This window comes from Nostoc sp. CMAA1605, assembly GCF_021596505.1.
Classification (GTDB): domain Bacteria; phylum Cyanobacteriota; class Cyanobacteriia; order Cyanobacteriales; family Nostocaceae; genus Trichormus.
Genome location: NZ_PJIZ01000015.1, coordinates 22,848 through 48,667 on the forward strand (window position 1 = coordinate 22,848; position 25,820 = coordinate 48,667).

General features: G+C 43.1%; 20 protein-coding genes and 2 pseudogenes. 15 read left to right on the plus strand and 7 right to left on the minus strand.

The window, feature by feature from the left end; genetic code table 11:
- Positions 1–7 precede the first annotated feature (7 nt).
- The 7 genes and pseudogenes from CV014_RS07875 to CV014_RS07905 all read left to right on the plus strand — a co-directional run bounded on the left by CV014_RS07875 (position 8) and on the right by CV014_RS07905 (position 7,365).
- A complete protein-coding gene (locus CV014_RS07875; RefSeq protein ID WP_268964549.1) occupies positions 8–2,296 on the plus strand; it encodes an NHLP family bacteriocin export ABC transporter peptidase/permease/ATPase subunit in 2,289 nt (762 codons plus the stop codon).
- Positions 2,297–2,457: 161 nt separating this feature from the next.
- Complete coding sequence (locus CV014_RS07880; protein ID WP_236141533.1) at positions 2,458–2,700, plus strand: cytochrome P450; 243 nt, start codon at positions 2,458–2,460, stop codon at positions 2,698–2,700.
- An 8-nt stretch (positions 2,701–2,708) separates the two neighbouring features.
- A complete protein-coding gene (locus CV014_RS07885) occupies positions 2,709–2,909 on the plus strand; it encodes a cytochrome P450 (protein ID WP_236141534.1) in 201 nt (66 codons plus the stop codon).
- Between the two features lie 43 nt (positions 2,910–2,952).
- Complete coding sequence (locus CV014_RS07890; RefSeq protein WP_236141535.1) at positions 2,953–4,161, plus strand: RNA-guided endonuclease InsQ/TnpB family protein; 1,209 nt, start codon at positions 2,953–2,955, stop codon at positions 4,159–4,161.
- 17 nt (positions 4,162–4,178) lie between these two features.
- A pseudogene (locus CV014_RS07895) lies at positions 4,179–4,427 on the plus strand (cytochrome P450); the annotation flags it as partial.
- 385 nt (positions 4,428–4,812) lie between these two features.
- Positions 4,813–6,429, plus strand: coding sequence for a M48 family metallopeptidase (locus CV014_RS07900; protein ID WP_236141595.1), 1,617 nt, complete (start codon positions 4,813–4,815; stop codon positions 6,427–6,429).
- A 150-nt stretch (positions 6,430–6,579) separates the two neighbouring features.
- Complete coding sequence (locus CV014_RS07905) at positions 6,580–7,365, plus strand: COP23 domain-containing protein (RefSeq protein ID WP_236141536.1); 786 nt, start codon at positions 6,580–6,582, stop codon at positions 7,363–7,365.
- 121 nt (positions 7,366–7,486) lie between these two features.
- Here CV014_RS07905 and CV014_RS07910 read toward each other — a convergent pair.
- Both CV014_RS07910 and CV014_RS29920 read right to left on the minus strand, forming a co-directional pair.
- Positions 7,487–8,123, minus strand: a pseudogene (locus CV014_RS07910) (Uma2 family endonuclease).
- 117 nt (positions 8,124–8,240) lie between these two features.
- Positions 8,241–8,369, minus strand: a complete 129-nt coding sequence (locus CV014_RS29920; protein ID WP_268964550.1) for a hypothetical protein — start codon at positions 8,367–8,369, stop codon at positions 8,241–8,243.
- A gap of 231 nt (positions 8,370–8,600) precedes the next feature.
- Between CV014_RS29920 and CV014_RS07915 the strand changes: the two genes are divergently transcribed.
- Complete coding sequence (locus CV014_RS07915; protein ID WP_268964552.1) at positions 8,601–15,017, plus strand: phytase; 6,417 nt, start codon at positions 8,601–8,603, stop codon at positions 15,015–15,017.
- A 128-nt stretch (positions 15,018–15,145) separates the two neighbouring features.
- Here CV014_RS07915 and CV014_RS07920 read toward each other — a convergent pair whose 3' ends face one another.
- Positions 15,146–17,134, minus strand: coding sequence for a S8 family serine peptidase (locus tag CV014_RS07920; RefSeq protein WP_236141537.1), 1,989 nt, complete (start codon positions 17,132–17,134; stop codon positions 15,146–15,148).
- Positions 17,135–17,469: 335 nt separating this feature from the next.
- Here CV014_RS07920 and CV014_RS07925 point away from each other — a divergent pair, with 335 nt between their 5' ends.
- Positions 17,470–18,006 (plus strand): hypothetical protein, encoded by a 537-nt coding sequence (locus tag CV014_RS07925; protein WP_236141538.1) that lies wholly within the window; start codon positions 17,470–17,472, stop codon positions 18,004–18,006.
- Between the two features lie 95 nt (positions 18,007–18,101).
- On the opposite strand, the gene CV014_RS07930 is transcribed toward CV014_RS07925, so the two are convergent.
- Positions 18,102–18,599 (minus strand): hypothetical protein, encoded by a 498-nt coding sequence (locus tag CV014_RS07930; RefSeq protein WP_236141539.1) that lies wholly within the window; start codon positions 18,597–18,599, stop codon positions 18,102–18,104.
- Positions 18,600–19,055: 456 nt separating this feature from the next.
- Between CV014_RS07930 and CV014_RS07935 the strand changes: the two genes are divergently transcribed.
- Positions 19,056–20,228 carry a glycoside hydrolase family 10 protein gene (locus tag CV014_RS07935; RefSeq protein WP_442946894.1) on the plus strand — a complete coding sequence of 391 codons (1,173 nt, stop codon included), beginning with the start codon at positions 19,056–19,058 and terminating at the stop codon, positions 20,226–20,228.
- A gap of 1 nt (position 20,229) precedes the next feature.
- Entirely contained in the window at positions 20,230–20,448 is a 219-nt protein-coding gene (locus tag CV014_RS07940) for a hypothetical protein (protein WP_236141540.1), read from the plus strand.
- On the opposite strand, the gene CV014_RS07945 is transcribed toward CV014_RS07940, so the two are convergent.
- Positions 20,393–21,874 carry a site-2 protease family protein gene (locus tag CV014_RS07945; RefSeq protein ID WP_236141541.1) on the minus strand — a complete coding sequence of 494 codons (1,482 nt, stop codon included), beginning with the start codon at positions 21,872–21,874 and terminating at the stop codon, positions 20,393–20,395. The genes CV014_RS07940 and CV014_RS07945 overlap by 56 nt on opposite strands.
- Positions 21,875–21,985: 111 nt before the next feature.
- On the opposite strand from CV014_RS07945, the gene CV014_RS07950 reads away from it, so the two are divergent.
- The 4 genes from CV014_RS07950 (at position 21,986) to CV014_RS07965 (ending at position 24,034) form a co-directional block, all read left to right on the plus strand.
- On the plus strand, positions 21,986–22,126 hold the full coding sequence (locus CV014_RS07950) for a hypothetical protein (RefSeq protein WP_236141542.1): 141 nt from the start codon (positions 21,986–21,988) through the stop codon (positions 22,124–22,126).
- Between the two features lie 69 nt (positions 22,127–22,195).
- Entirely contained in the window at positions 22,196–22,801 is a 606-nt protein-coding gene (locus tag CV014_RS07955) for a vWA domain-containing protein (protein ID WP_236141543.1), read from the plus strand.
- 56 nt (positions 22,802–22,857) lie between these two features.
- Entirely contained in the window at positions 22,858–23,463 is a 606-nt protein-coding gene (locus CV014_RS07960; RefSeq protein ID WP_236141544.1) for a vWA domain-containing protein, read from the plus strand.
- A 106-nt stretch (positions 23,464–23,569) separates the two neighbouring features.
- Entirely contained in the window at positions 23,570–24,034 is a 465-nt protein-coding gene (locus CV014_RS07965; RefSeq protein WP_236141545.1) for a salt stress protein, Slr1339 family, read from the plus strand.
- Positions 24,035–24,122: 88 nt separating this feature from the next.
- Here CV014_RS07965 and CV014_RS07970 read toward each other — a convergent pair whose 3' ends face one another.
- Positions 24,123–24,476: a winged helix-turn-helix transcriptional regulator gene (locus CV014_RS07970; protein ID WP_236141546.1), complete on the minus strand. Its 354-nt coding sequence runs from the start codon at positions 24,474–24,476 to the stop codon at positions 24,123–24,125.
- Between the two features lie 191 nt (positions 24,477–24,667).
- Positions 24,668–25,654: a DNA polymerase III subunit delta gene (gene holA, locus CV014_RS07975; RefSeq protein ID WP_236141547.1), complete on the minus strand. Its 987-nt coding sequence runs from the start codon at positions 25,652–25,654 to the stop codon at positions 24,668–24,670.
- Positions 25,655–25,820 lie beyond the last annotated feature (166 nt).

Genomic DNA, 25,820 nt, shown 5'->3' on the forward strand with positions numbered 1-25,820 from the left:
TTGAGCAATGAATTTAATCGTCTCACTTTCCCAACTCAATCCCTTTCGCAAACCAACACCACCACCAGAATTAGGAACAGCACAAAGTCAAATCCCCTCCCGTGTCAAAACTCCTACCCTCTTGCAAATGGAAGCCGTGGAGTGTGGAGCGGCGGCTTTAGGAATTATTTTGGCGTACTACCGTAAAATTGTCCCCTTAGCTGAACTGCGCCAAAGTTGCGGCATTTCCCGTGATGGTAGCAAAGCCTCGAATATGATTAAGGCAGCCAGAAATTACGGAATGCAAGCTAAAGGCTTTAAAAAGCAGTTAGAGCAATTAAAAACAGTCCGTCCCCCATATATTGTTTTTTGGAATTTCAATCATTTTTTAGTAGTTGAAGGATTTAAAAACCATTGGGTTTACCTGAATGACCCAGCCACAGGGCCAAGACGAGTTTCCTATCAAGAATTTGATGAAGCTTATACAGGGGTTGTCCTGGTCATGGAACCAGGGACAGAATTTCAACAAGGTGGTCGTAAACCTAGCTTAATTGGCTCTTTGGTAGATAGATTACAGAGTTCTTGGGGGGCTATTCTCTATTGTTTACTTGCGGGATTTTTCCTAGTTATTCCAGGTTTAGTTTTACCAGTATTTAATCAGATTTTTGTTGATAGAGTTCTTGTGGAAAACCGCACAGATTGGTTGCGTCCACTGATTTTGGGCATGGGCATCACTATATTTATTCAGGGATGGTTAACATTTTTGCAAAGACGGTTTTTAAGAAAATTAAATATTAAGTTATCAGTGGAAATGTCCAGCCAATTTATCCACCATATTTTGCGCTTGCCAGTAGGATTTTATGCTCAAAGATTTGCCGGAGAAATCAGCAGTCGGATTAATATTAATACCAAAGTCGCAGAAGTGCTATCAGGTCAATTAGCGAGGACTGTAATTGATACGGTCATGGTAGTATTTTATGCCATAGTGATGTTTGCTTATGATGGGGTATTAACGGCTATTAGTGTGTGTTTTGTGGCAATTAATATCCTGGCATTACAGTGGGTTTCGCGGCAACGCACAGATATGTATATGCGAACTATACAAGACCGGGGAAAAGTCGCAGGGACAGAAATTGCTGCACTCCAAAGTATGGAAACCCTAAAAGCCTCAGCTTTAGAGTCAGATTTCTTCTCACGCTGGTCTGGTTACTATACAAAATTGATTAATGGTCAGCAGGAACTAGGCATCACCAATCAAGTATTAGGCGTTTTACCGCCATTTTTGACTAGTTTAAGTTCACTATCAATTTTAGCGATCGGTGGACTGCGGGTCATGGATGGACATCTCAGTATTGGGATGTTAGTTGCTTTCCAAAGTTTAATGACTAGTTTTTTAACTCCGGTCAACTCTTTAGTTAACTTTGGCAGTACCCTACAAGAATTAGAGGGTGATTTGACTCGTTTGGATGATGTATTGCGAAACCCGACTGATCCAGAATTGGACAGTCAAAATACAGATATGCAGCAGGTACAGTATGCTTTACCCTGTCAACTCCGGGGATACGTAGAATTTAAAAATGTCACATTTGGCTATTCGCGCACAGATGAGCCACTAATTAAAGACCTGAGTTTTCAGCTACAACCAGGAGAAAGAGTTGCTTTAGTTGGTGGTAGCGGTTCAGGTAAATCAACAGTTGCTAAATTGTTAGCCGGACTTTACCAACCTTGGTCGGGAGTAATTCTGTTTGATGGTATTCCCAGAGAAAACATCCCCAGGTCAGTCATGTCTAATTCTCTGGCGATCGTAGAACAGGAGATTTTTTTATATGCTGGTACTGTCAGAGAAAATTTAACATTATGGGACGATACTGTACCCAATGCCCAATTAATCCGGGCTTGTAAAGATGCTGCCATTCACGAAGCTATTTTAGCTTTACCTGGGAGCTATGATAGCTACTTACTTGAGGGTGCAGCTAATTTAAGCGGAGGACAACGTCAGCGTTTGGAAATTGCTCGTGCATTAGTCCATGATCCGACAATTTTAGTCATGGATGAAGCAACCAGTGCTTTAGATGCAGAGACAGAAAAAATTATTGACCGAAATCTACGCTATCGAGGATGTTCTTGCATTATTGTGGCTCACCGTTTAAGTACCATCCGCGACTGTAATGAAATCATTGTTCTAGAAAAAGGTCAGGTAATACAGCGAGGTAATCATCAACAGATGTCACAGATGGATAGTCCTTATGCAAAATTAATTCAATTAGAGCAAACTAGTGGGTCATTCGGCACGTTTATAGCCACAGAAAAAATTTAATAGCTGATTAATGAACATATTTGCGTAGGGAGGGAACAGGGAACGGGGAACAGTAAAAAAGGGATTTATGAGTATAGTGAGTTTTTTCAGAAATCAAATATGAGTCCTATCTCAAAAAAAATCGTAACAATAGAAGGCGATCGCTATAAACTCTAATTCAGATGACAGTTACTCATAACCTACCCGACGGGCCGAAACTCCCTTATTTTGTGCGGTTGTTTAAATTCATTACTCAGCCAACTGGGTATTTAGAAGATTTTGCCCGTGTTTATGGTGATAATTTCACCATCTGGAGACAGAATAAAGAAAATCAAATAGTCTATTTCAGTCACCCCCAAGCTTTAGAGCAGATTTTCACGGCTGATGGTAAATACTTTCAAAGTGGGGGAGGGGCGGTAGTTTAAAAGTTTTGTTGGGTGATAATTCTCTGATTTTATTAGATGGCGATCGCCACCAGCGTCAACGGCAATTACTCACCCCGCCTTTTCATGGTGAAAGAATGCGGGCTTACGGTCAAGCCATTCAAGAAATAACGCAACAAGTCAGCAGTGAGTGGGAAATATTTTTACCAAAAAACTGGGTTGAAAGCCCCGTCCTTCCAGGATGGCTCTGAGTAATTGTGCTAAAATACGTTGCGTAGAAGTTTTCCACGTAAGATGCTCGTTCTAGAATTCAAAGCCAAAGGGAAAACAACTCAATACACCGCTATTAATGAAGCCATCAGAACCGCGCAATTTGTCCGCAATAAAAGTATCCGTTTTTGGATGGATAACCACGGTGTCGGACAAAAAGACCTATATCGTCTGAGCAAGATTCTTCGAGATGAGTTCCCCTTTGTCAAAGCTTTGAATTCCAGTGCTTGCCAAGCGGCTGTCGAACGTGCCTATAGTTCCATTGCTCGGTTCTACGACAACTGCAAGAAAGCCATTCCAGGTAAGAAAGGATATCCCAAGTTTAAGAAACATTCTCGCTCAGTAGAGTATAAAACCTCTGGCTGGAAACTATCTCCAACTCGGAAACAAATCACTTTCACCGACAAAAAAGGAATTGGCAACCTCAAGCTCAAAGGAACGTGGGATTTAAACTTCTACCAATTAGAACAGATAAAACGGGTGCGGTTAATTCGTCGTGCTGATGGGTATTATGTTCAATTCTTAGTTAGTGTAGACAACAAAGTAGAAACACAACCCACCGGCAAAACCATTGGTTTGGATGTGGGATTAAAAGAGTTTTACACGGACAGTAACGGATATAGTGAACCTAACCCACGGTTTTATCAAACAGCAGAACAACGACTGAAATTTTATCAACGTCGTGTATCTCGTAAACACAAAGGCTCTATCAACCGTAAGAAAGCCATTAATCAATTAGGGCGAGTACACCTCAAAATAAGTAGGCAACGTCAAGAACACGCTAAGAGAATGGCGCGTTGCGTTATCCAATCTCACGATTTGGTGGCCTATGAAGATTTGAGGATTAAAAATTTAGTGAAAAATCAATGTCTGGCGAAATCGATTAATGATGCTGGTTGGTATGAATTCAGAAAATGGTTGGAGTATTTTGGGGTGAAGTTTGGCAGAATCACTGTGGCAGTGAATCCGCGCTTCACTTCTCAAGAATGCTCTAATTGTGGTGCAGTCGTCAAAAAATCTCTATCGACAAGAACTCATGTTTGTGAATGTGGGTTGGTGATGGATAGAGATTGGAATGCGGCGATTAACATTCTGAAATTAGCCTTGAGTACCGTAGGGCATACGGGAACTTGGGTCTTAGACCCGAACGCTTCTGGAGATTCGACCGCTACTCATGCTGGAGAAATCTTGTTTGAGCAAGTTGGTTCTGTGAAGGAAGAATCACCGCCCTAAAAGTGCGGTGAGTGTCAAAAAGGCAATTTTCCCCTTATGAATATTTACCATTTAGGGGCGGGAATCGTCGGTGTATAGGTTTGGCTTTTGCTCAGTATGAAATGAAAATTGTTTTGGCGACAGTTTTAGCTCAATATCAAGTTTCTCTAGTGAATAAACTTCCTGTGCGTCCTGTGCGCCGTGGTTTAACCTTAGCTGCACCAGCCGGAATGCGAATGGTTGCAACACGGCAATTAATCTCCGTAATTAGGGGTACAAGGGTATAAGGGTGTAAGGGTATAGGGGTTGAAATTGTGGGACGGGTGTTGAAAAAGAACCCAACACGGATACCCCAGGGAGCAGGCAACCTATTCTTCCCCCTACACCCCCACACCCATGCACCCGCTTGGTAATAGTGTAAACACCGTAGTTTGACGATCGCTCTAGGCGAATGATGGCAATTGCTTCTACCCTTAAAATAAGAGGCAGGGGGCAGGGGGCAGGGGGAAATTAAAGTTACAAACCGAACTACTTTCTTCTGCTCCGCTAACACCCACAAGCGGTGTTATTTTGCTCTCTGCTCCCCTACTGTCTCATGGCGAGCATGAACTGCGTAAACCAGCACAGATGAAAAATTCCTCACCTCACCGCCCCCGATTTTTCCGCTTCTCTATCAGCAGAAGCAGGAAATCTCTGTTACTAACTTTGAGTTGGATATTGCTGTCAATTGGTACGTCAATTCTGATTATTTTGACACAACCAATAGCACCAGCCCCCGCCCAAACGCCAAATACTGAAAATAGCACCCCAGCCAACTCAGAGACATCATCGGACGAAACACTTCGGGATACACTCAGGCGATCGCGTCAATCTCCAGATATTCCCCCACCTGACCCAGCAGAAATCGCTCGGTTGCTCAAACTCCAAGAAGCCGACAAACTATATTTAGCAGGTAAAGTTGCAGAGGCGCAAAAGCTTTACCGCGAAGCCAAAGCACCTTTTAACAAAGCAGGTGAAGCCTCTCCAGAACTCAAACCAGCCATCACCGACCCAGCCCAACTTTCACCCGCAGGTAGGGTATACTGGCGCGAAGCACAAGACGGTATCGCTAAAAAGCTGCAAACCAAAGCTCTAGTACCTCTGCAATTATTAGTTGAGCAGAATCCCGAATTTATTCCTGGTCATATCAGCTATGCTGAGGTTTTAACTCAATACGATCGCACTAAGGAAGCATTAGACGTTTTAGAACGGGGTTCTTCGCTGTACCCTGACCAACCAGAATTAATTAAAGCGAGGGTGACAGCCTTAGCTAATGCAAAGAAATGGATGGAAGCATCCATCGCCGCCCGTCAATTTGCCATTCTTTACCCCCAAAGTCCCCAAGCGTCGGAATTTAACGAACTAGCAGACACCAACCTCAAACGTTACAAATCGCATATTCGCTCAGAAATTCGAGGTAATGTGATTAGTAATGTAATTACGGGTGCATTAGGTTACGCCGTTACTGGTAGTTTATTGGGGCCATTTTCCGCCCTGGATTCGACGATTTTGCTGTTACAGGGAGAAGGTTCTGTGGGGGAATCGGTGGCGAAACAGGCGAAAAAGCAGCTACCTTTAGTCATAGATGAGCCGACATTAGCTTATGTCAATGATATTGGGCATAAATTAGCCAAAATCGCAGGTAGAAACGAATTTAAATATGAGTTTTTCGTCATTCCTGAAGAAGACCTCAACGCCTTTGCACTCCCAGGGGGGAAAATCTTTATTAACGCAGGTGCGATCGCTAAAACTAACTCCGAGGCCGAATTAGCCGGATTAATCGGCCATGAATTATCTCACGTAGTTTTATCCCACGGCTTTCAACTAGTTACCCAAGGTAATCTCATTTCCAACGTTACCCAATATTTACCTTTTGGCGGCACCATCGGACAACTATTTGCATTAACTTACAGCCGGGAAATGGAACGACAAGCCGATATTCTTGGTACACGCTTAATAGTTGCTAGCGGTTATGCGGCTGATGGCTTGCGTAACTTAATGGTGACATTAGACAAACAAAAGAAATTTAGCATTCCTACTTGGTTATCCTCCCACCCAGGCGGAAACGAACGAGTCGATTATCTAGAAAAAATGATTACTCGTAATAGTTACAACCGTTATGCTTTTGAAGGTGTAGAACGTCACACAGAAATTAAAGCTAGGGTGAAGAAACTCCTCAAAGAAAGAAAAGAACAAGCAGAAAAAAAGCAACCAACTGATGAATCAAAAGACAAAATTTTGCGTCAATGAAGATATTAAACCAATTCGCAATTCGCAATTCGCAATGGACTAGCGTCCCGCTACGCTAACGCAATTACGTTTTGTAATGGGGACTTAAAACCCAGTGATCACTGATAACTGATTTAATTCCCTATTCTGTGTCCACTGGAGGAGCATTTTATGTTGTCAAAAAGCTGGAATTTAGCCTGTTTGGGTGGTTTGGGTTTGTCTTTGTTGTTAGGTAACGGTGTGGCATTAGCTCAGTATGATACATCTAGTGATGTAACCGTACCAACTGTACCTTCAGGTTCATCCACACCCACAACTACCCCTACTACAACTACACCTTATCCCACAGACACCAACGCCACCAATACACCTAATGCTGTCGGTGGCGCAAGATTTTTCTGTCAACAATATAACGGTCAATACACCGTCATGTACCAGCCAGAAAGTCAACCCGGACAATACTTCCCTTGGGCTGCGCCTGGTACTTTAGGCGGTGGTTGGAATCCCCAAGCACGTTGTCAAACTATTGCTACCCGCCTAGAATCATACCGCCCAGATGGACTGCAAGAACTCCAGATTAGTCGGGAAAATAACGAAAATATCGTTTGCGTCACCACCGAAGCCAATTCTAGATGTCGAATTGTGCTAACCGTACCTCGCAACAAAGACCCCTACACAGTCCGTAATAGTATTTTCCAAAACCTCACGTCTGCTGATAGCGGTCAACAAACCACAGCAGTCAACACCTATACTAATCGTGGCGGAGACGAACTATATAATATAGGTCGTACCTTACTAGGTAGCGGAAATCAAGTCACTTCCTTAAGAAGTGGAATTAATCTCAAGCCTTACCTTGATGTAAAAGACGGCGGAACAGGTACAAATTTAAGAAATGGCGTAGCTATTCGTCGTCCATCTCAAACAGGTGTTCGCTTAAATCCTAATAAATTCCGGTAAGGATGAAACAGGGTAAAAGTCAAAAGACAAAAGAAAAAGCAATTATTGATAGGTAAATACTGTTCACATCAGACCACAATAGTCATGAAACGATGCAGTCAAAGCATTTTTTCATGACTTTTTAATTTTTGCCTAAGTGTTGTTTCAAATCGCGGATAGCTGCGCTGGTGTTACGTTCATAAGCTATCTGCACACAACGAGCAATCAAACTTGCTAAATCAAAATCGGGAAAATAGCGGCTGTAAGTTTGCAATTGATATTCTGCACCTTGTAATTGGTAAATCAATAATTGTTGTTTTTTGAAAAACCAAACTTCAGGAACTTTAAAAGGAAGATAATCCTGTATATCAGAATAACTGGTGACATCAATCTCAATCACTAAATCGGGTGGTGGATCTTCTCCCCAGTCAATGCGTTTTTTTACCTGATACCACTTCCCAGTTGTCAATATAAAAGCAATAATCTGGCTCAATTCCGCTTTCTTGGGGTAAGCTCATAGTGACGGGGGTAAACGCATCATATTCTTTCCCATCGTGGTCTAAAAGGGTTTTAACAATATCAGCCAGTAGATTAGCATCTCGGCCGTGTACTGGTAATGGCGACATGAGCAATACTTCTCCATTGCGATATTTGAGGCGCGGGATTGAACCGTCTCCCCGTTGTTCACACAAACGCTGATATTCTTCCCAAGTCGCAGGTAAGCGCACTACAGAACCAGGAGGTAATTGAGTTTTTTCTGGGGAAACGAGAGCAAACATGGCTGATATTTCCTTTGACAGTCGCTTCTTTTCATGATAACGGCTAAAGTCTGGTGAAAAAATCAGCGCGTCAGAGTAGTGACTAATGAATAACTTTAACCATTTGCTAGCAATTTCTTAATCTAGCTGGGATAGGTTGAAATTTAGCAATCCGAATAAATACTGAATTAAGGTATATCGCTGTTTTTTGGCGATCGCCTTAATTTTCTGTGAGGGTTGAGCGATCGCCTTTGATGTCAACTGCATTTTCAATTACCCAGACGCATGAAATTTACACTTCAAATTCTCCCCAGTTCGGACTTTGAAGGTAGCATTTGTGCTGCCAATCTCCAGTCTCGTCAATGGGAATTTCCTCCCCAGCTAATGCAGATATCTACAAGGTTTAACTATCGCTCTTGTTTGCCCTCAAGCCATAGATGAAGATTTACATCCATTCCTACGTAACACTCTCTTATTTGGGGATTTTTAATTGATATTATGACTAACCCAACAATCCGCTTTTCTCAATTTAACGCGTCTCTCAACCGCAATGCGGAAGGTCAGTTAGTGAGTGATTTATCTACTCCTAATAATGCTCAAGCCAAGGCTGTGGCGGAAATTATTCAGCGCAATAACCCAGATGTGCTGTTGATTAATGAATTCGACTATGTTGCAGCTAATCCTTTAGAGCCAGTCCAATTATTTCAACAAAATTACCTCAGTGTCAGTCAAAACGGTGCAACTCCTGTTGAGTATCCCTACGTTTATATTGCACCTTCTAATACAGGAATCGCTTCAGGATTTGACTTAGATAATAGTGGCTCAGTTGGTGGTGGAAATGATGCCTTTGGCTTTGGCACTTTCCCTGGTCAGTTTGGGATGTTGTTGTTATCAAAATATCCTATAGACACTGCCAATATCCGCACCTTCCAAAATTTCTTGTGGAAGGATATGCCGGGAAATCTATTAACTAATGACCCGACAGTAGATAATCCTAATACTTCTGTAAACGAAAATCTCAACGGCTTTTATTCACCAGAAGAAATTAATATACTGCGTCTTTCTTCTAAGAGTCATTGGGATGTACCGATTCAGGTGAATGGTGAAACAATTCATGTATTAGTAAGTCATCCCACACCCCCAGTTTTTGATACTACAGAAGACCGCAACGGTAAGCGCAACCATGACGAGATTCGCTTTTGGGCAGATTATATAACTCCAGGTCAGGGCGATTATATCTATGATGATGCGGGGAATACAGGCGGTTTAGCGGCTGGTTCAAGTTTCGTGATTATGGGTGATCAAAATGCTGATCCTTACGATGGAGACAGCTACGATAACGCCGTTCTCCAACTGTTGCAAAATCCCAATATCAATACTAATTCCATTCCCACTAGTCTCGGCGCACCCCAGCAAGGGGCTTTACAAGGTGGTGCAAACGCAAATCACCAAGGAAATCCGTATTTTGACACAGCTGATTTTGCTGATGGGACTCCTGGTAACTTGCGTGCAGATTATGTTCTACCCTCTACAGATTTGCAGATTAGCAACTCAGGGGTGTTTTGGCCTGTGAATAGCGACCCAACATTTGCACCTGTAGGAACTTTCCCTTTCCCCAGTTCCGACCATCGTTTAGTGTATGTGGATGTAGAATTAGGTGCGACACCAGCAGGTAATACTGTCCCGGAAGCGGAGTTTGTAGAACAAGCAACCTTTCCTACAGGTTTTATTCCAGCAGGTACAGCAGGAACAGTTAATGGTGTACCAACTCAGGTAGGGGGTTTATCTGGTGTTACTTACGATGCGGTCAATAATGTTTATTATGCAATTTCAGACGATCGCTCGCAAATCGCCCCAGCCCGTTTTTATACATTTACTAATGATGGTGAAATTGAGTTTACCAATGTCACCACCCTTAAAGACAGCAATGGTAATACTTTTCCCACCCTCAGTCTTGATCCTGAAGGAATCGCCTTAACTAAAAATGGGACTGTATTTATCTCCTCTGAAGGGGAAGCAAATCCTAATGCTGGTCGTGTAAGTAACCCCTGGATTAAAGAATTTGACTTAATTACAGGTCAAGAATTACGCTCATTATCTGTACCTGTGAAGTTTTTACCAGTCGTCCAAGACACTAACAATGATGGGATTGTCAATGCAGGTGATACGCAGACATTAGGGGTAAGAAATAACCTAGCTTTTGAAAGTTTGACTATCTCCCCTGACCAGAAAACCTTATATACAGCTACCGAAAACGCCCTATTTCAAGATGGTGCGAGGGCTTCATTAGCTAATGGTAGCCGTTCTCGCATTCTGCAATATAACTTAGTTAGCGGTCAGCCAGAAAAAGAATATCTCTATATTACCGATGCGATCGCGGATGTTCCTAACCCATCTACAGGTGCAGCAGATAACGGTTTGGTAGATTTATTAGCCATTGATAATCGCGGTACTCTTTTGGCTGTAGAACGTTCCTTTGCTCAAGGTGTGGGTAATACCATCAAAATCTATGAGGTATCTTTGCAAGGGGCGACAGATATCAGCACTATTGACTCCTTAGCTAGTCTCACTGAAGCAGAATTAACAGCCCTCAGACCCGCTAGCAAGCGTCTGGTGTTGAATTTAAACGACCTTGATTTACCGACAGGTACAGATAACATCGAAGGGATTACTTTCGGCCCCAAATTAGCTGATGGTCGTCAATCAATTGTGTTGGTAAGTGATAACAACTTTAACTCAGCCCAATTTACCCAAATCCTTACCTTAAGTGCAGAGGTAATTCCCACCGTTACCCCGACTGTAGAAACTCGTCCCGACTTGTTCGATGATGATGATGGCAGTATCCCCGAAGTTGACCAGAACGCGGATGCTGATGACCCAGCCATTTACGTTAACGCTAACGACCCCTCAGCCAGTCTAGTGTTAACTGTGGTGAAAAATGCAGGTTTGCGGGTTTATGACTTGTCGGGAAATCTCCTACAAACCTTTAACCCTGGGGATATCCGCTACAACAACATAGATTTGCAGTATGGGTTTAACTTGGGTGGTGAATCTATCGATATCGCCGTGGCGAGCGATCGCAATAACGACAAGCTGGTAATCTTTAAAATTAACCCCAATCCCACCACCCCTGGCGAATATCTCGAAGACATCACCGATAGCAGTATCGGGACTCTCTTCCAAGGCGCACCTTTTGAGCCTCCCTACTCTTCAGATGAACGCAGTGCTTACGGTATAGCTTTATATCGCAGTCCTGTGACCAATGATTACTACGCCTTTGTCAACCGTCGGGAAACTGGCGATGTTGCCCAATTTAAACTCATCGACCAAGGTAACGGTAAAATTGGCGCGGAACTGGTGCGGGAGTTCACCATCCCCACTGAGGAAGGAATTGACCCCCAAACTGAGGGAATGGTAGCTGACCAAGAAATGGGTTATCTCTACATCGGTCAAGAAAATGTGGGGATTTGGAAATTTGATGCTGAACCAAACGGGCGCAATACCGGTAAACTCGTTGATAAAATCAAGGATTTGGGCGGTTCTTACCTCACCGACGATGTGGAAGGCTTGACTATTTACTATGGACAGAATGGTCAAGGTTACTTGTTGGTATCTAGTCAAGGTGACAATACTTTTGCAGTCTACAACCGTGGCGGTGATAACGAATATTTAGGTAGGTTCGCTGTTGGAAATAATGGCTCAATTGACAGCGTACAGGAATCTGACGGTGCAGATGTGGTCAACGTCCCACTGGGGGCGAATTTCCCCTATGGTTTATTCGTCACTCAAGACGGTTCTAACGACCCCGCCAGACTGGTAGAAGATGACGGCGAACTCGAAAACGTCAACACCAACTTTAAATTTGTTCCTTGGGAAAATATCGCCCAAGCCTTTACCAATTCCTTAATTATTGACACCGAAAGTTACAATCCGCGTAATCCCCAAGCGATGATTCCCCCAAAATTAACACTCAAAGGTTTTGCTGTCCTTCCTGCTGATAGCTTTGCAGCAGGCCCACCATCCGGTAATTTCATCACAGGTACTACTAACGGTAGACCGATCCCATTTGCTAGCCAACCCATCCAAGGCTTTAGCGCAGTCCAAGTAGCTGATGATAATTCCTACTGGTTCTTATCAGACAATGGTTTTGGTAGTAAAGCTAATAGTGCAGATTATCTACTGCGGATTCATCGCTTAGACCCCAGTTTCCAAGGTACAGAAAACGGCGACAAATCCGTCAATGTCTTAAGTTTCATTCAACTATCTGACCCAGATCAGAAAATACCCTTCCAGATTGTGAATGAAAATACTAGCGATCGCCTCCTCACTGGTGCAGATTTCGATATTGAATCATTAACGATCGCCGCCGATGGTACACTCTGGGTTGGTGATGAGTTTGGCCCCTACCTACTGCACTTTGATGCTACAGGTAAATTATTAGATGCACCCATCCCCACACCCAACATTACTAATCTCAATACTCTGACTGGCGAAGCACCGTTAGTAATTGGACACCGAGGCGCAAGCGGTGAACGCCCAGAACACACCCTGGAATCCTACAAGTTAGCAATTGAACGCGGTGCGGATTTCATCGAACCCGACATAGTGACCACCAAAGACGGCGTATTAATCGCCCGTCACGAACCCAATTTAATTAATACTACCAACGTTGCAGACTTACCACAGTTTGCAGACCGCCGCAAAACAAAAGTTGTCGATGGGTTTGCGGAAGAAGGTTTCTTTGCAGAAGACTTCACCCTCGCGGAAATTAAGACTCTACGCGCCAGAATTCAGCCGAGTTTCCGTGACCAAAGCTTTAATGATTTGTATGAAATTCCCACACTGGCTGAAATCATCGCTTTGGTAAGACAGGTAGAAGCTGATACAGGCAAAAAAATCGGCATCTATCCCGAAACCAAGCACCCGACCTACTTTTTACAGCAAGGCTACGATATCAGTCAGAAATTAATTGATACTCTCTTAGCTAATAATTTCACTGACCCAACCCGGATATTTATTCAGTCTTTCGAGACAGCCAATCTCAAAGCACTGAACAATGTTATTATGCCTGCGGCTGGGGTTGATATACCTTTAGTGCAGTTACTAGACGCATCTGATGTTAATCTTGATGGTTCATTGCAAGAGGTTCGCCCCTACGATTTTGTAGTTAGTGGTGATACTCGCACCTATGGAGATTTACGGTCAGCCGCAGGTTTAGCGGAAATTGCTACCTACGCCGATGGGATTGGCCCTTGGAAACGGATGATTAGATCAGTGCAAGGTGTCGATGCTAATGGTGATGGTAAAGCAGATGATGTTAACGGTGATGGTACAGTTAACGATGCAGATAAAACCCTGACTGCACCTACAACCTTGATTCAAGATGCACACACAGCAGGTTTATTTGTCCATGCTTACACCTTCCGTAATGAAGGCCGTTATTTAGCAGCAGACTACAACAACAACCCCGAAGCTGAGTACAGAGATTTCATTCAGCTAGGTGTTGATGGCTACTTCACAGACTTTCCAGGTACAGGCGATCGCATCCGTGATTTGTTAGCAGGTGATTTTGTGCGATCGCCTGACAACCCTGATTTCCTCACCGAACCCTCTAATCCTAACCTGTCTCGCTCCCGTGGCTTTGAAGGGATGGCTATCAGCTTAGATAAGCAAACCCTATACCCCATGTTGGAAGGGACGGTGACTGGTGATCCTGCTAATTCCCTACGGATTTATGAATTTGACGTTGCATCCAAACAGTATCAAGGTTTAGTCGGCTACTACTACCTAGAAAATCCCAGTCACGCCATTGGGGATATTACTGTTATCAACGAGAATGAGTTTCTAGTCATTGAACGTGATAATGGTCAAGGTGCGACGGCACAATTTAAGAAGTTATTTAAAGTTGACTTCTCCAAAAAAGACGCAAATGGTTTTGTCAGCAAGGAAGAAATTGGTGATTTATTAAATATCGCCGACCCCAATGATTTAAATGGCGATGGTAACACCAAATTTACCTTCCCCTTCCAAACCATCGAGTCTGTAGTAGTGCTGGATGAAAAAACCATACTCCTGGCTAACGATAATAACTATCCCTTCTCTATCGGTCGTCCTCCAGGAATTGATAATAACGAATTCATCATTCTGGAACTAGACCAACCCCTCAATATTCCTACCCCAGTAATTAGTCTCACTGCTACCACAGCAAACATTACTGAAGGTGATTCGACACCAGGAATTTTCCGCATCGCGCGTGTAGGTAATACCAGCAAATCGCTGACAGTGGAATACACTGTAGAAGGTACTGCTAGCAATGGTAGTGATTACAACAACCTCACAGGCACAGCTACCATCGCCGCCGGACAAACCTACGTTGAGATTGCCATTACCCCTGTTGATGATGCTTTAGCAGAAGCGACGGAAACCCTAATTCTTAATATCACTGATGGCAGTAATTATGATTTAGGTGCTAACGCCTCTGCCACCATCAACATCTTTGATAACGATTTCAATAACATCAACGGTAACGGTAAACGTGACCCCATTATTGGAACTGATGCCAATGACCGAATTGTTGGTGGTATTGGTCGCAAAACCATCACCACAGGCAGAGGTTACGACGAGTTAGTTTACACCAGCCTCCGAGAAATGGGTCATACCATCACCGATTTTGAGGTAGGTAAAGACAAGATTGTGCTGACACAATTACTAGATAGCATCATCCGTGGTGGTTATCAGGGAACCAATGCGATCGCAGATGGTTATGTGCGTCTAGTCCAAGGTAGCACTCCTAACACCACCTTCGTGCAAGTGGATAACGGCGGACTTCCCGGCCGTGGCGTTCTCAGTCCATTCATAGTTCTGGAAAACGTCACCCCAGCAGCAATGAACAATCCTGAAAACTTCGTGTTTTAGGGACTGGGGACTGGGGATTGGGGATTGGGGACTGGGGACTGGGGACTGGGGATTTTACCTCAATGCCCCATGCCCCATGCCCTATGCCCCATGCCCCATTCCCTATGCCCCATGCCCCATTCCCGTTTTTAAAAGCCAATTTCAATGGTCAAACTGCGAATCTTACCGGTGTCGGCTTGGGCTTTGTCTGCTACTTCTAAAGTCCAGTTACCTTGGGGAATTTTGCCTTTGAATCCTGCTAGTTCGGGGACGTTGATTTCGTCATAGGTTGTTTTGATGTTATCTGCTGCACCACCCAGGCGATTATGCAGAATTATCGATGATATTCCTGTTTCTGTGGGCGGGATGAGGGTAACAATTAAATCTCCTATGTAGGTATGCTCAATGTCTACCGTTACTTTGATAGATTTAATGGGGTTGGTGTTAGCGATCGCTAAACTAAGTGTGGATGTCTGCAAATCTTGAATGGGGACATCCTGCACAGCTGTGAAAATTCCCACTGGGTCGATTTGGGGCGGGGAAGCTAATTCTACGGCTTTCAGGGCATTGACGCGACCGTAACCGTAAAAAGGGCTGCGTCCATCAGCATCATAATTACCGCCACTTTCATCAATGCGATCGCAAGAGCGTTTAATGATATCTTTGACTTCATCCCAGCGTAAATTCGGGTTACGGGAAAGAATCAAAGCCGCCACTCCAGCTACCCCAGGACAAGCACTAGAAGTACCACCAAAACTATTGGTATAGTTGCCTGCTTGGTCGCCCTGGCTAACACTGCCATTATTGTAACCAGATCGTCCGGTGCGATCTGTTGTCCAAATGCCGGGAGTTTGGGAACTGTAGCCGTTATTGCTGGGGAAAGCACACCAGACGGCTTTACCAAAATCACTGAAAGCACTTCTTCTGTTAAAGTCATTACAAGCAGCCACGGCAATTACTTTGGGGTAGCTGGCGTAACCGTCGTTATCAACACTCTCATTGCCATTTCCCGCCGCAAATAAAATTACACAGCCTTTCCCATTACGCCCTTTTGTGAAGGCGTATTCCATCGCTAACCGTGTAGAGTCTGGGAGAGGGACTTTTTGCAGGTGTCCGGGGTCGGTGGGTTCCCACCAAATCCCATCCGGTGGCCCCCAACTACAGGAAATCACATCTGCACCATTTTGCGCCGCCCAGACAAAAGCCTCAGCTTCATCTACAGAACCCAACGCCGATACAAAGCGAATTGGCATTAATTTGGCTTTTGGTGCTACACCCGATGCGCCGAAGTTCCCATCCCCACAGGCTACCCCTGCACAGGCTGTCCCGTGATTGTCTGAGTTACCTGGTCTGGGGTTGTTGTTTCTGCGTGTCATATCCCTGGGGGCGACAATCTTACCAGAGGAACGAAATTCCTCATGGTCAATATCGACACCATCATCAATAATGGCGATAGTTGTGCCTGCACCTTCACTTAATTTCCAAGCTGCTTCTACATAGGCATGAGCATTAATATTCTTACCATTAATTGTGGTTTCCTTGAGATGCCATTGCTGCGGGAAAGCTTGACGTTGACGAAATTCTCTGACTAATTCAGGATGACAAAGTTCTACTGTTTCCTCATTGAGTAGTGTTTCAGCGAGGTCAAATATCGCTAAACCCGTATTGGCTGGCGCACTCACAAAATAAGCATTCCGGGCATATTCTAGTTGACGCTTAATCGTCAAATTATAACGTCCTAAAACTGCCTCACAGGTGCTAGCTTCTTCTTCATCATCAAACTTGACAAAGAGGTTTTCAGTGTAGACTACTGGTTGTCGCGACTGCGGGTCAATCAATACCCGTCCGGCAAATTGGATTTCAGGTTCTTGATTTAAAATTTCCTTGGCTTGGTCACGTAAAGCACCGTCTTGATTTGGTGCTTTTAATTGCAAAACTTCTACACCTGCTTGCCGAAATCGCGTTACTAAGTCAAACTGATTGAGGATACTACGGGCTTCCGGTGATACAGACGCTACTTCAAACGGGCGATCGCCTACAAGCACACTGCGGTTTTGAGTACGAACTACAATATGGTCATCACTAATGACCAGTTCATACTGCTCACCATTCTGTCCGCCATAGCGAACCTGAACCATAAAATTCATCTCCTGAGATTTAGTTAAATCTAAGCCTCTGGCTAGCGTGTGATATCTGGAAAGCATCACCCGCTAGCCGCAGCTTAGAAAACATTTAGTATTAACCACTAAATACAAACTAGCCCCCGATTTTTCCAGAATATCGCCCAAAAAAGTTACAAACTGTAAGTAAACAGTAACTTTAGCCCACTTTCTGCCGTCTACACAGACAGTCCCTATTCCCTATTCCCTATTCCCTATTCCCTATTCCCTATTCCCTATTCCCTATTCCCTATTCCCTGTTCCCTATTCCCTGTTCCCTGTTCCCTGTTCCCTGTTAGTAGAATTGAAGCAAGATGATCGAATTTTTTCTCCAGGCTTATTCTCTACCCCTAATTGCTGAAGTGAGATTTTCATCAGACTACTTTAGTGAATATCCCCAACAAATTTCTGTTGGCAAAGATGCAGTGAGTTTATTTAGCCAACAGCCTGGATATTATGCTATGCACTACAAACAGCCAAACGCAGCAAATTCCACAGCAATTTTATTGTTGAATGAAGGTAAAATTGCCGTCTTTACAGGTGAACCAAAACCGACAATTGAAGATACAATCAGCCCCGTTTATACCTTACCAGGAGGTTTACTAGCAGTCCCTACAGGTTTAGTCTTCATTCGCTTTCCAGAAAACATTCTGATTGAGTCACAACAAGCAGCCATAGAACAGGCTGGTTATGAAATTACTCAAATTTTAGCTTACGCACCTCATGCAGCTTGGTTAACTGCTAAATCAGGTAAAATCAGCGATGCTTTGCAAGGAATTACGCAACTAAAAGCAATAGCAAATATAGAAAATGTCGAACCTCAATTACTGATGGAAAGAAGACAGCGTTAAGAAGCGCAAAACAGAGGAAATAGGGGGGAGTAATGAGTGCTGAGTGCTGAGTGCTGAGTGCTGACTATTGACTAATGACTATTGACTATTGACCATCAAGCAATAAGAATAGGGTTATCAATGAGTTGGTGCTGGGGGAAATCAAAACGAATAGTGTTGGCTGACCAATTTTTTAAATCAGGTGCTAACCACACTAATTTATTGAGGATTTCATCATTGAGCCATAACACCACGGGGAAATGAAAAGATTTACGAAACTCATCCCGCATAATGTTGGTACTAGCAATGAGTTGGTTAATAGCCACTACAGATTCTAAACCCGTAATCATCAATACTTCTGGGTGAAGATTGCCAATTTTATCTTGAATGGTTGTGTATAGTGTTTCGTCAGTCGCTTGCAGCACAATCTCTTGTATCTTTAGTGCTGAAGACGGAGTTAATAAATTTAAAATCTGCTGTTGCTTTTGAGGCGAGTTACAACAAGCTAATATCAACGCAAAATCACCCGCAGCAAGCATAATTGCCCTCTCTAACCTCTGAGTGGCTGCTGTTGTTTGTGCAAGATGATCTGGTGAATTAATCAAGGTTTTCATTACTAAATTTGGGATTTTAGGTGAAAAGCTGTCAGCATAACCGTGAAATTACTACTTACAAGCTATTTACTGTTTAAGTATCACTCAGTAGGTAAATGGAGATTTATTCATTAATACATAGCATAATCATAAATATACATTGATAGTCAAGTATAAGTTGTATTATTCACATTGTCGAAACAAATATGTAGAGGATGTATCGGTATTAACAGATAAACAATATGAAAATTTTCAATAACAATGTAAAAACAAGATAAAGATTCTTCAGTTTCGCATCATCTCCAGAATTTTACCCTTGTCTATAAATCTTCGCCAGAGCAACTTTTAGCTATTAAACGCGTCCATTTAATTAAGTTATTCCCTGCTCATGTAAAATTTTATGGAATACTTAGAAAGTGGTGTATGAGGTTTTTGTTACATAATTTTACCCAAAAAAATAAGCCCGTATTTTTAGCAATGATGTGGCTTTTAACTGCGGTGGCTACGGTAATTTTATCGTTACCTTTAAACGCCCAAATCAGCCCTAACTCATCATCAGCAACAGAATTGAGAGGGGTATGGCTCACGAATATTGATAGTGATGTGCTGTTTGGGCGCGATCGCCTGCGTCAAGCTGTGCAAAAATTAGATGAACTCAACTTTAACACCGTTTATCCAGCCGTATGGAATTGGGGATACACTCTATATCCTAGTCAAGTTGCAGCCAAAGTAATTGGTCGTTCCCTTGACCCCACCCCAGGATTACAAGGGCGAGATATCCTCAAAGAAATCGTCTCTGAAGGACATAAGCAAGGTTTAACCGTCATTCCCTGGTTTGAATTCGGTTTTATGGCTCCTGCTGATTCCCTCTTAGCCAAAAATCGTCCCCAATGGCTCACCAATCGCAGTGACGGTACACGCATTGTCAAAGAAGGTACACATGACCGTGTATGGTTAAGTCCATTTCGCCCTGATGTACAGCAATTTATCCAAGATTTAATCGTCGAAATCGTCAGAAACTACGATATTGATGGTATTCAATTTGACGACCATTTTGGCTTACCTTCAGAACTCGGCTATGATGCCTACACTGTGGCTTTATACAAAAAAGAACACCGTGGGCAAGCACCTTCTAAAAATCCCAAAGATGCAGAGTGGCTAAGGTGGCGAGCCAGCAAAATCACTGACTTCATGAAGCGAGTATTTACAGCCATCAAAGCCGCGAAAAAAGATTGTTTAGTTTCCGTCGCACCCAACCCACAGCGTTTTTCTTACGAATTTTTCCTTGCAGACTGGCAAAGATGGGAACGAATGGGACTAGTGGAAGAATTGGTATTGCAGATTTACCGTGATGATCTCAACGTCTTCGTCAAAGAATTAGAGTATCCAGAAGTCAAAGCCGCCCAGAAACATATACCTGTGAGTGTGGGAATTTTAACTGGCTTAAAAAATAAACCCATTACCATACAGCAAATACAAACCCAAGTCCAAAAAACACGCGATCGCAATTTCGCCGGAGTTTCCTTCTTTTTCTATGAAACTCTGTGGAATTTAACGAAAGAACAACCCCTAGAACGTCAGACAGCCTTACAAAAAATCTTCCCCAAACCAGCTAAGTATCCTAACTTGTTGACAGGGTGGAAAGCGTAGATTGGGGAATTGGGAATTGGGCATTGGGAATTGGGAATTGGGAATAGGTGACAAGGTAGACAAGGTAGATTTTACCTCAATCCTCAATGCTCAATGCCCCATGCCCCATGCCCCATGCCCCATGCCCCATGCCCCATGCCCCATGCCCCATGCCCCATGCCCAATTACCCAATTCCTAACTTACCAGCTAAACCAGGAGTTAAGGGTAAAAGGGTGGTAATCATTAAGAACAATACTAATAGACCAATTGCAGCTCTAGCGTCGTCGGGTTCGCTCACTTCGTTTAAACTGGGGCGTTCTAAGTCCCGTTGTAGGAAGACAATCACGATGAGCCAATATAATGCTAGAGGATTCGCCAAGCCTACCAAACCTAAGACAATTAACGTGGCTATGGTGGCTCGATTGGCGGTTTTGCGTCCGTAAATGGCTTGGACAATGCGTCCACCGTCTAATTGTCCGGCTGGCATTAAGTTTAAAGCAGTGATGACCAAACCTAGCCAACCAATCACTACGAGGGGGTGAATATTGACTAAGGGTGATTGCAATGCTGAACCTAAAACCACCCTTGCTAGGCTACCGACTAAAATCGAACCTTGGAAAAATTGATTGGGTAACTGAAATAAACTGCCAGGATGAGATAACAACAAACCTGCAATTAACATCAGTAAAGATACGATACCACCAGCGATCGGCCCGGCTACGGCAATGTCGAATAAAGCTGTGCGATTAGGTAACAACGACTCAAAGCGTGTAATTGCCCCAAAAGAGCCGATTTGCACCGCAGGTAAGAAGAAAGGCCAGCTAAGACGCACTTGATAACGACGCGCCAGTAACCAATGCCCAATTTCATGGGCGATTAAAATGGCAAATATGCCTAAACCGATGGGTAAAGTCTCTTGTAACCTTTCTGGATGCGCCAAGAAATCAAAATTGAGTAATAATCCCCCTGTTTCTAGGCTAGTGCCAACAGTGGCGATTCCCAAAATAGCCGCAAAAGCCTTTTGCGCTAACATGGCGGGGCGTGGATCGTTGCTGCTAGGAAGAACAATCACTACAGGTTTACCATCGTTGTTTTCCACTAAGAACAAACGATATTTCTCACCCAGCTTTTCTTTTAAACTCGCAGTTAAACGAGTGTGAACTTCTTGGGGTTCGCCGCGCAGATTCCCTTTGAAGATAGCACCTTCTTGGTAAGCGATCGTTTCTGTGGCAAAAAACGTATCAATGCCAAAAACACTTCTAATCACACTCAAGTCTTCTTCTGGAATTGGCATGATTTCCACTACCACGGCTGCTGGTTGTGGAGGATTTTCTGTTGCAGAGGAGGATTCTGTTGCCGTTAGCCTGTCTGTGGCGCGTTGCTTGAGGATAGCATCTTGACCAGCAGCACGTAATTGTCTACCCAAGTAGATATACAGTCCAGCCGAACCTACCACCAAGAATAAAATTCCGACTATGTTGATGTAAATTCCGGCTGCAAATAAACCGAAGAATAACAGCCAGGGAGTCATTAACACCACCGACTGCAACCAGGCCAAGATTCCCAGTTTTCCAAAAGGTCTGGCGCGATAAAAGCCCCAACCTAAAATGGCAAAAGCCACTAATAAAATTGTCCCAATAATAGGAGTCTCTGACGAAGTAAACATTTCCAAACCCTTCGCTGTGAAAGACCAAGCCCGAATTAGTCAGGTGATACAGATACATTACTAATCTATAACGGACGCTGTAGTCTGCCCAAGGAGATTGGGGAATTGGGAATGGGGAATTGGGAATTGGGCATTGGGAATTGGGAATGGGAAAAACGGAATGGGTTCCTGTGTGGTTGTAGATACTTAGTGATTAATCTCGGTTTGTGGCTTGATGTTGCGCCAAAGTTAGAGATTGATACAAAAGCTTAATGTCTTCGTCTCTACCTGAGACACCTAGACTAGACTTATAACCACAGGATACTAAATTTAAGGGAAATTATGATGAGCGATCGCGACTACACATTAATTATCGACAAAAGCGGCAGTATGTCTACCCCTGACCAAGCTGGTGGTAGAAGCAGATGGGAAATCGCCCAAGAATCAACTATCGCTTTAGCTAGAAAGTGCGAACAGTTTGACCCAGATGGCATCACTGTATATGTTTTCTCTGGTAGATTTAAACGCTATGAAGGCGTTACCACCGCTAAAGTCTCCCAAATATTTCAAGAAAATGACCCAGCCGGAACAACCAATTTAGCAGGTGTCCTCCTGGATGCGACCAATAATTACTTTCAACGCAAAGCCGCCGGCAAAACTAAACCCAATGGTGAAACAATCTTAGTGATCACCGATGGCGAACCAGACGATCGCAAAGCCGTATTTGAAGTTATTATTAATGCTACACGCCAGATGGAACGTGATGAAGAATTAGCCATTTCCATTATTCAAGTCGGTTCAGACCCCCAAGCTACAAAGTTTCTCAAAGCATTAGATGACCAATTACAAGGCGTAGGGGCTAAATTCGATATTTGCGATACTATCACTCTAGATGATTTAGAAGAGATGAGTCTTGCAGATGTCTTAATGAATGCAATTACTGATTAGTCTTTGGTCATTAGTCATTAGTCATTAGTTGTTAATTATGAGTTGAAATAAAGACTATGCTAGATAATCGCGATTACACTCTCATTATTGACAAAAGTGGTAGCATGGCTACTCCAGATCAAAAGGGTGGTAGAAATAGGTGGGTCACAGCTCAAGAATCTACTTTAGCTTTAGCCAGTAAGTGCGAACAATTCGACCCAGATGGCATTACCGTATACGTCTTCTCTGGCAGATTTAAGCGATATGAAAACGTTACTGTTGCTAGAGTAGCGCAAATATTTATGGAAAATGATCCTGCGGGAACGACTGATTTAGCAGGAGTTTTAAAACACGCCACAGATGATTATTTTCAACGTAAAGCATCTGGTCAAACCAAAGCCAATGGTGAAACAATTTTAGTGGTGACTGATGGTGAACCAGACGATCGCAAAGCAGTAATGAGAGTCATTATTGAAGCTTCCCGACGGATGGATAGAGATGAAGAACTAGCTATTTCCTTCATTCAAGTCGGTCAAGACCCCCAAGCAGCTCGCTTCCTTAAAATTTTGGATGATGAATTACAAAGTGCTGGCGCAAAATTTGATATTTGTGACACCATTACAATGGAAGATATGGAAGATATGAGCTTGTCAGAAGTGCTATTAAATGCAATTACTGACTAATAAGTAAGGGTTTAGGGGTGTAAGGGTGTAGGGGTTAAAAGTTTTACGGGAAGGAATTTTGACTGTTGACTAATGACTAATAACTAATAACTAATGACTAATAACTATGGACTCTATTGATAAATTGTTGGAGCAAATTAAAGCAGAATACAACGGGGATAAATCACAACAGACACAACCACCACAACCCAATTTTGATCAACCATCGACAAATTTACCGATAAATTTACCCGTAAATTTGTCTATAAATTCAGCAAATGCTCTTATAGATGAGATTTTAGGAGATACCAATCAACCAAATTCTTTTATAGATAATATTTTAGAAGAAGTTAAAGCTGATATTGAAGCCCAAGCACAAGCTGAGGAACTGAAAAAGCAACAAGAATTAGAACAAGAAAGAATTAAACAAGAAAAAATTAAAGCAAAACAAAAAGCCGCTTTGAAAAAACAAGCACAAGATTGGCTAGCGAAATTAGATCCTCTATCTGTTGAAGGACTTTGGTTTGAAAGATTCGCTGAAAGTTATCCTTCCAAGCTAGAAGCAGCAATTGAGTATCTAAAATCTAACTAAATTAATTAATATTTCCAATACCCAATGACGGCAGTTGCTACAAGTCGGGAAACCCGCCCATCGCACTGCCTCCCCAATGCCCAATGCCCTATTCCCCATTACCCATTCCCTTATTTTGATAAAAATGCTTAACAGCCCACTCGTGCATAGCATAGAGAATTGGTTGTAAACTTAAACCTAAAGGTGTTAAAGAATATTCTACCTTTGGGGGGATTTGTGCATATACTTCTCGATGTATTATTCCGTCCTCTTCTAATTCCCGTAATTGTTGAGTGAGCATTTTTTGTGTAATTCCAGGTAGAGAACGCTGCAATTCACCGAACCGTTTCATCCCCGATAGAAGTTCTCTAATAATCAAAACCTTCCAGCGTCCGCCAATGACTTTTAAAGTAGTTTCTACTTCACAAGTGAGCCTTTCATAGTTTTCTGCTTCAGCTTTCATAGTTAATTTTTTAGTAAGTACATAGCCTTTTATTGCGTACTTGTCCCTGTCAAATTATTTTATCAATAAGGTATCTGTGTAGCTTGCTTCCCCTCCAGGTACGTCCCGCTTCTCTACGAGACGCTACCCCGAACGCTAACATTAGATGATCTAAAATGTTTTACTCTTGATTTGTTATTCCCCAATCCCTATTAATGACGTTGACAGACTTGGCACAGTTCTATAACTTTAGTTTGCAGCACAGTGATATCTCCAGAGCCTCTTTTAAACATAAACTCCAACTCTAGCAGTAGAGGTAAACAAGAGATGAGTTGACGTAAGGATAGAGATTGCACCTCTTTCTGTAAAAAGTAGATACGGTTAGGATTACCGACTTCAGCCGCTTTGGCGATCGCTTGGGGATTGCGTTCACCACTTTCCATCATCAGTTTTACCCATAGCCAAGTACGAAATTGACCCACCAAAGTAGCGATAATTCGTAATTCTGGCTCGGCTGCATTCACCAAATCAGCAACAACAGTTAACGCTTTTACGGTATCACCCGTTCTAATGGCTGCGGCTAGTTGCAAACTATTTTGAGTAGTATTTCTGACTAACAGCGTCACAGTATCCATATCTACTGGTTGATTACTACCTCCTGCATACAAGCGTAATTTCTCCATTTCATTGTAAAGGAGGCGTGTATCATTACCTACAGCTTCCGCTAAAACTTCCGCCGCCTTAGCTGTAAGTTTCACTCCCACTGTTTGCGCTGCTTGGTTAACAGCTTGGATGATTAACTCTGTTTTCCACGGAGGAATTAAGGGAAACTCACGAAAATCAGCGTATTGCTTGAGTAACTTCGTAGATTTGAGGCGTTCATCTGGTTTATTCTGGGAAGTCAATAATAAATGGGAATTATCAGGGATTACTGATAAAGTCCGCGTTAATTCTGTCAATACATTTTCAGGACACTGTTGACAAATATTAGTATTAACTAACCAAACTAAACGTCCCCCAGCCCCAAAAGGTGGAGTCATCACTTGATTAAGAGCCGCAATCACCGCATCGCTTTGATCTGGGAGGAAAACAGTATAGTTAAAACTAGTCCACATAGAATCGAGGACGCGATCGCGCAAAGTCGCCACCGCCCTTTCCATCGCAAAATCATCCTCGCCCCAATAAAAGTAAATAGGCATTGGTCAATAGTCAATAGTCAATAGTCATTAGTCATTAGTCATTAGTTTTTCTTCCCCTGCCTCCCCTGCCTCCCCTGCCTCCCCTGCTCCCCTGCTCCCCAATCCCCAATCCCCAGTCCCCACCCCCTACTATTTAATTCAAATTTTCCCTAAAATCAATCAAGTT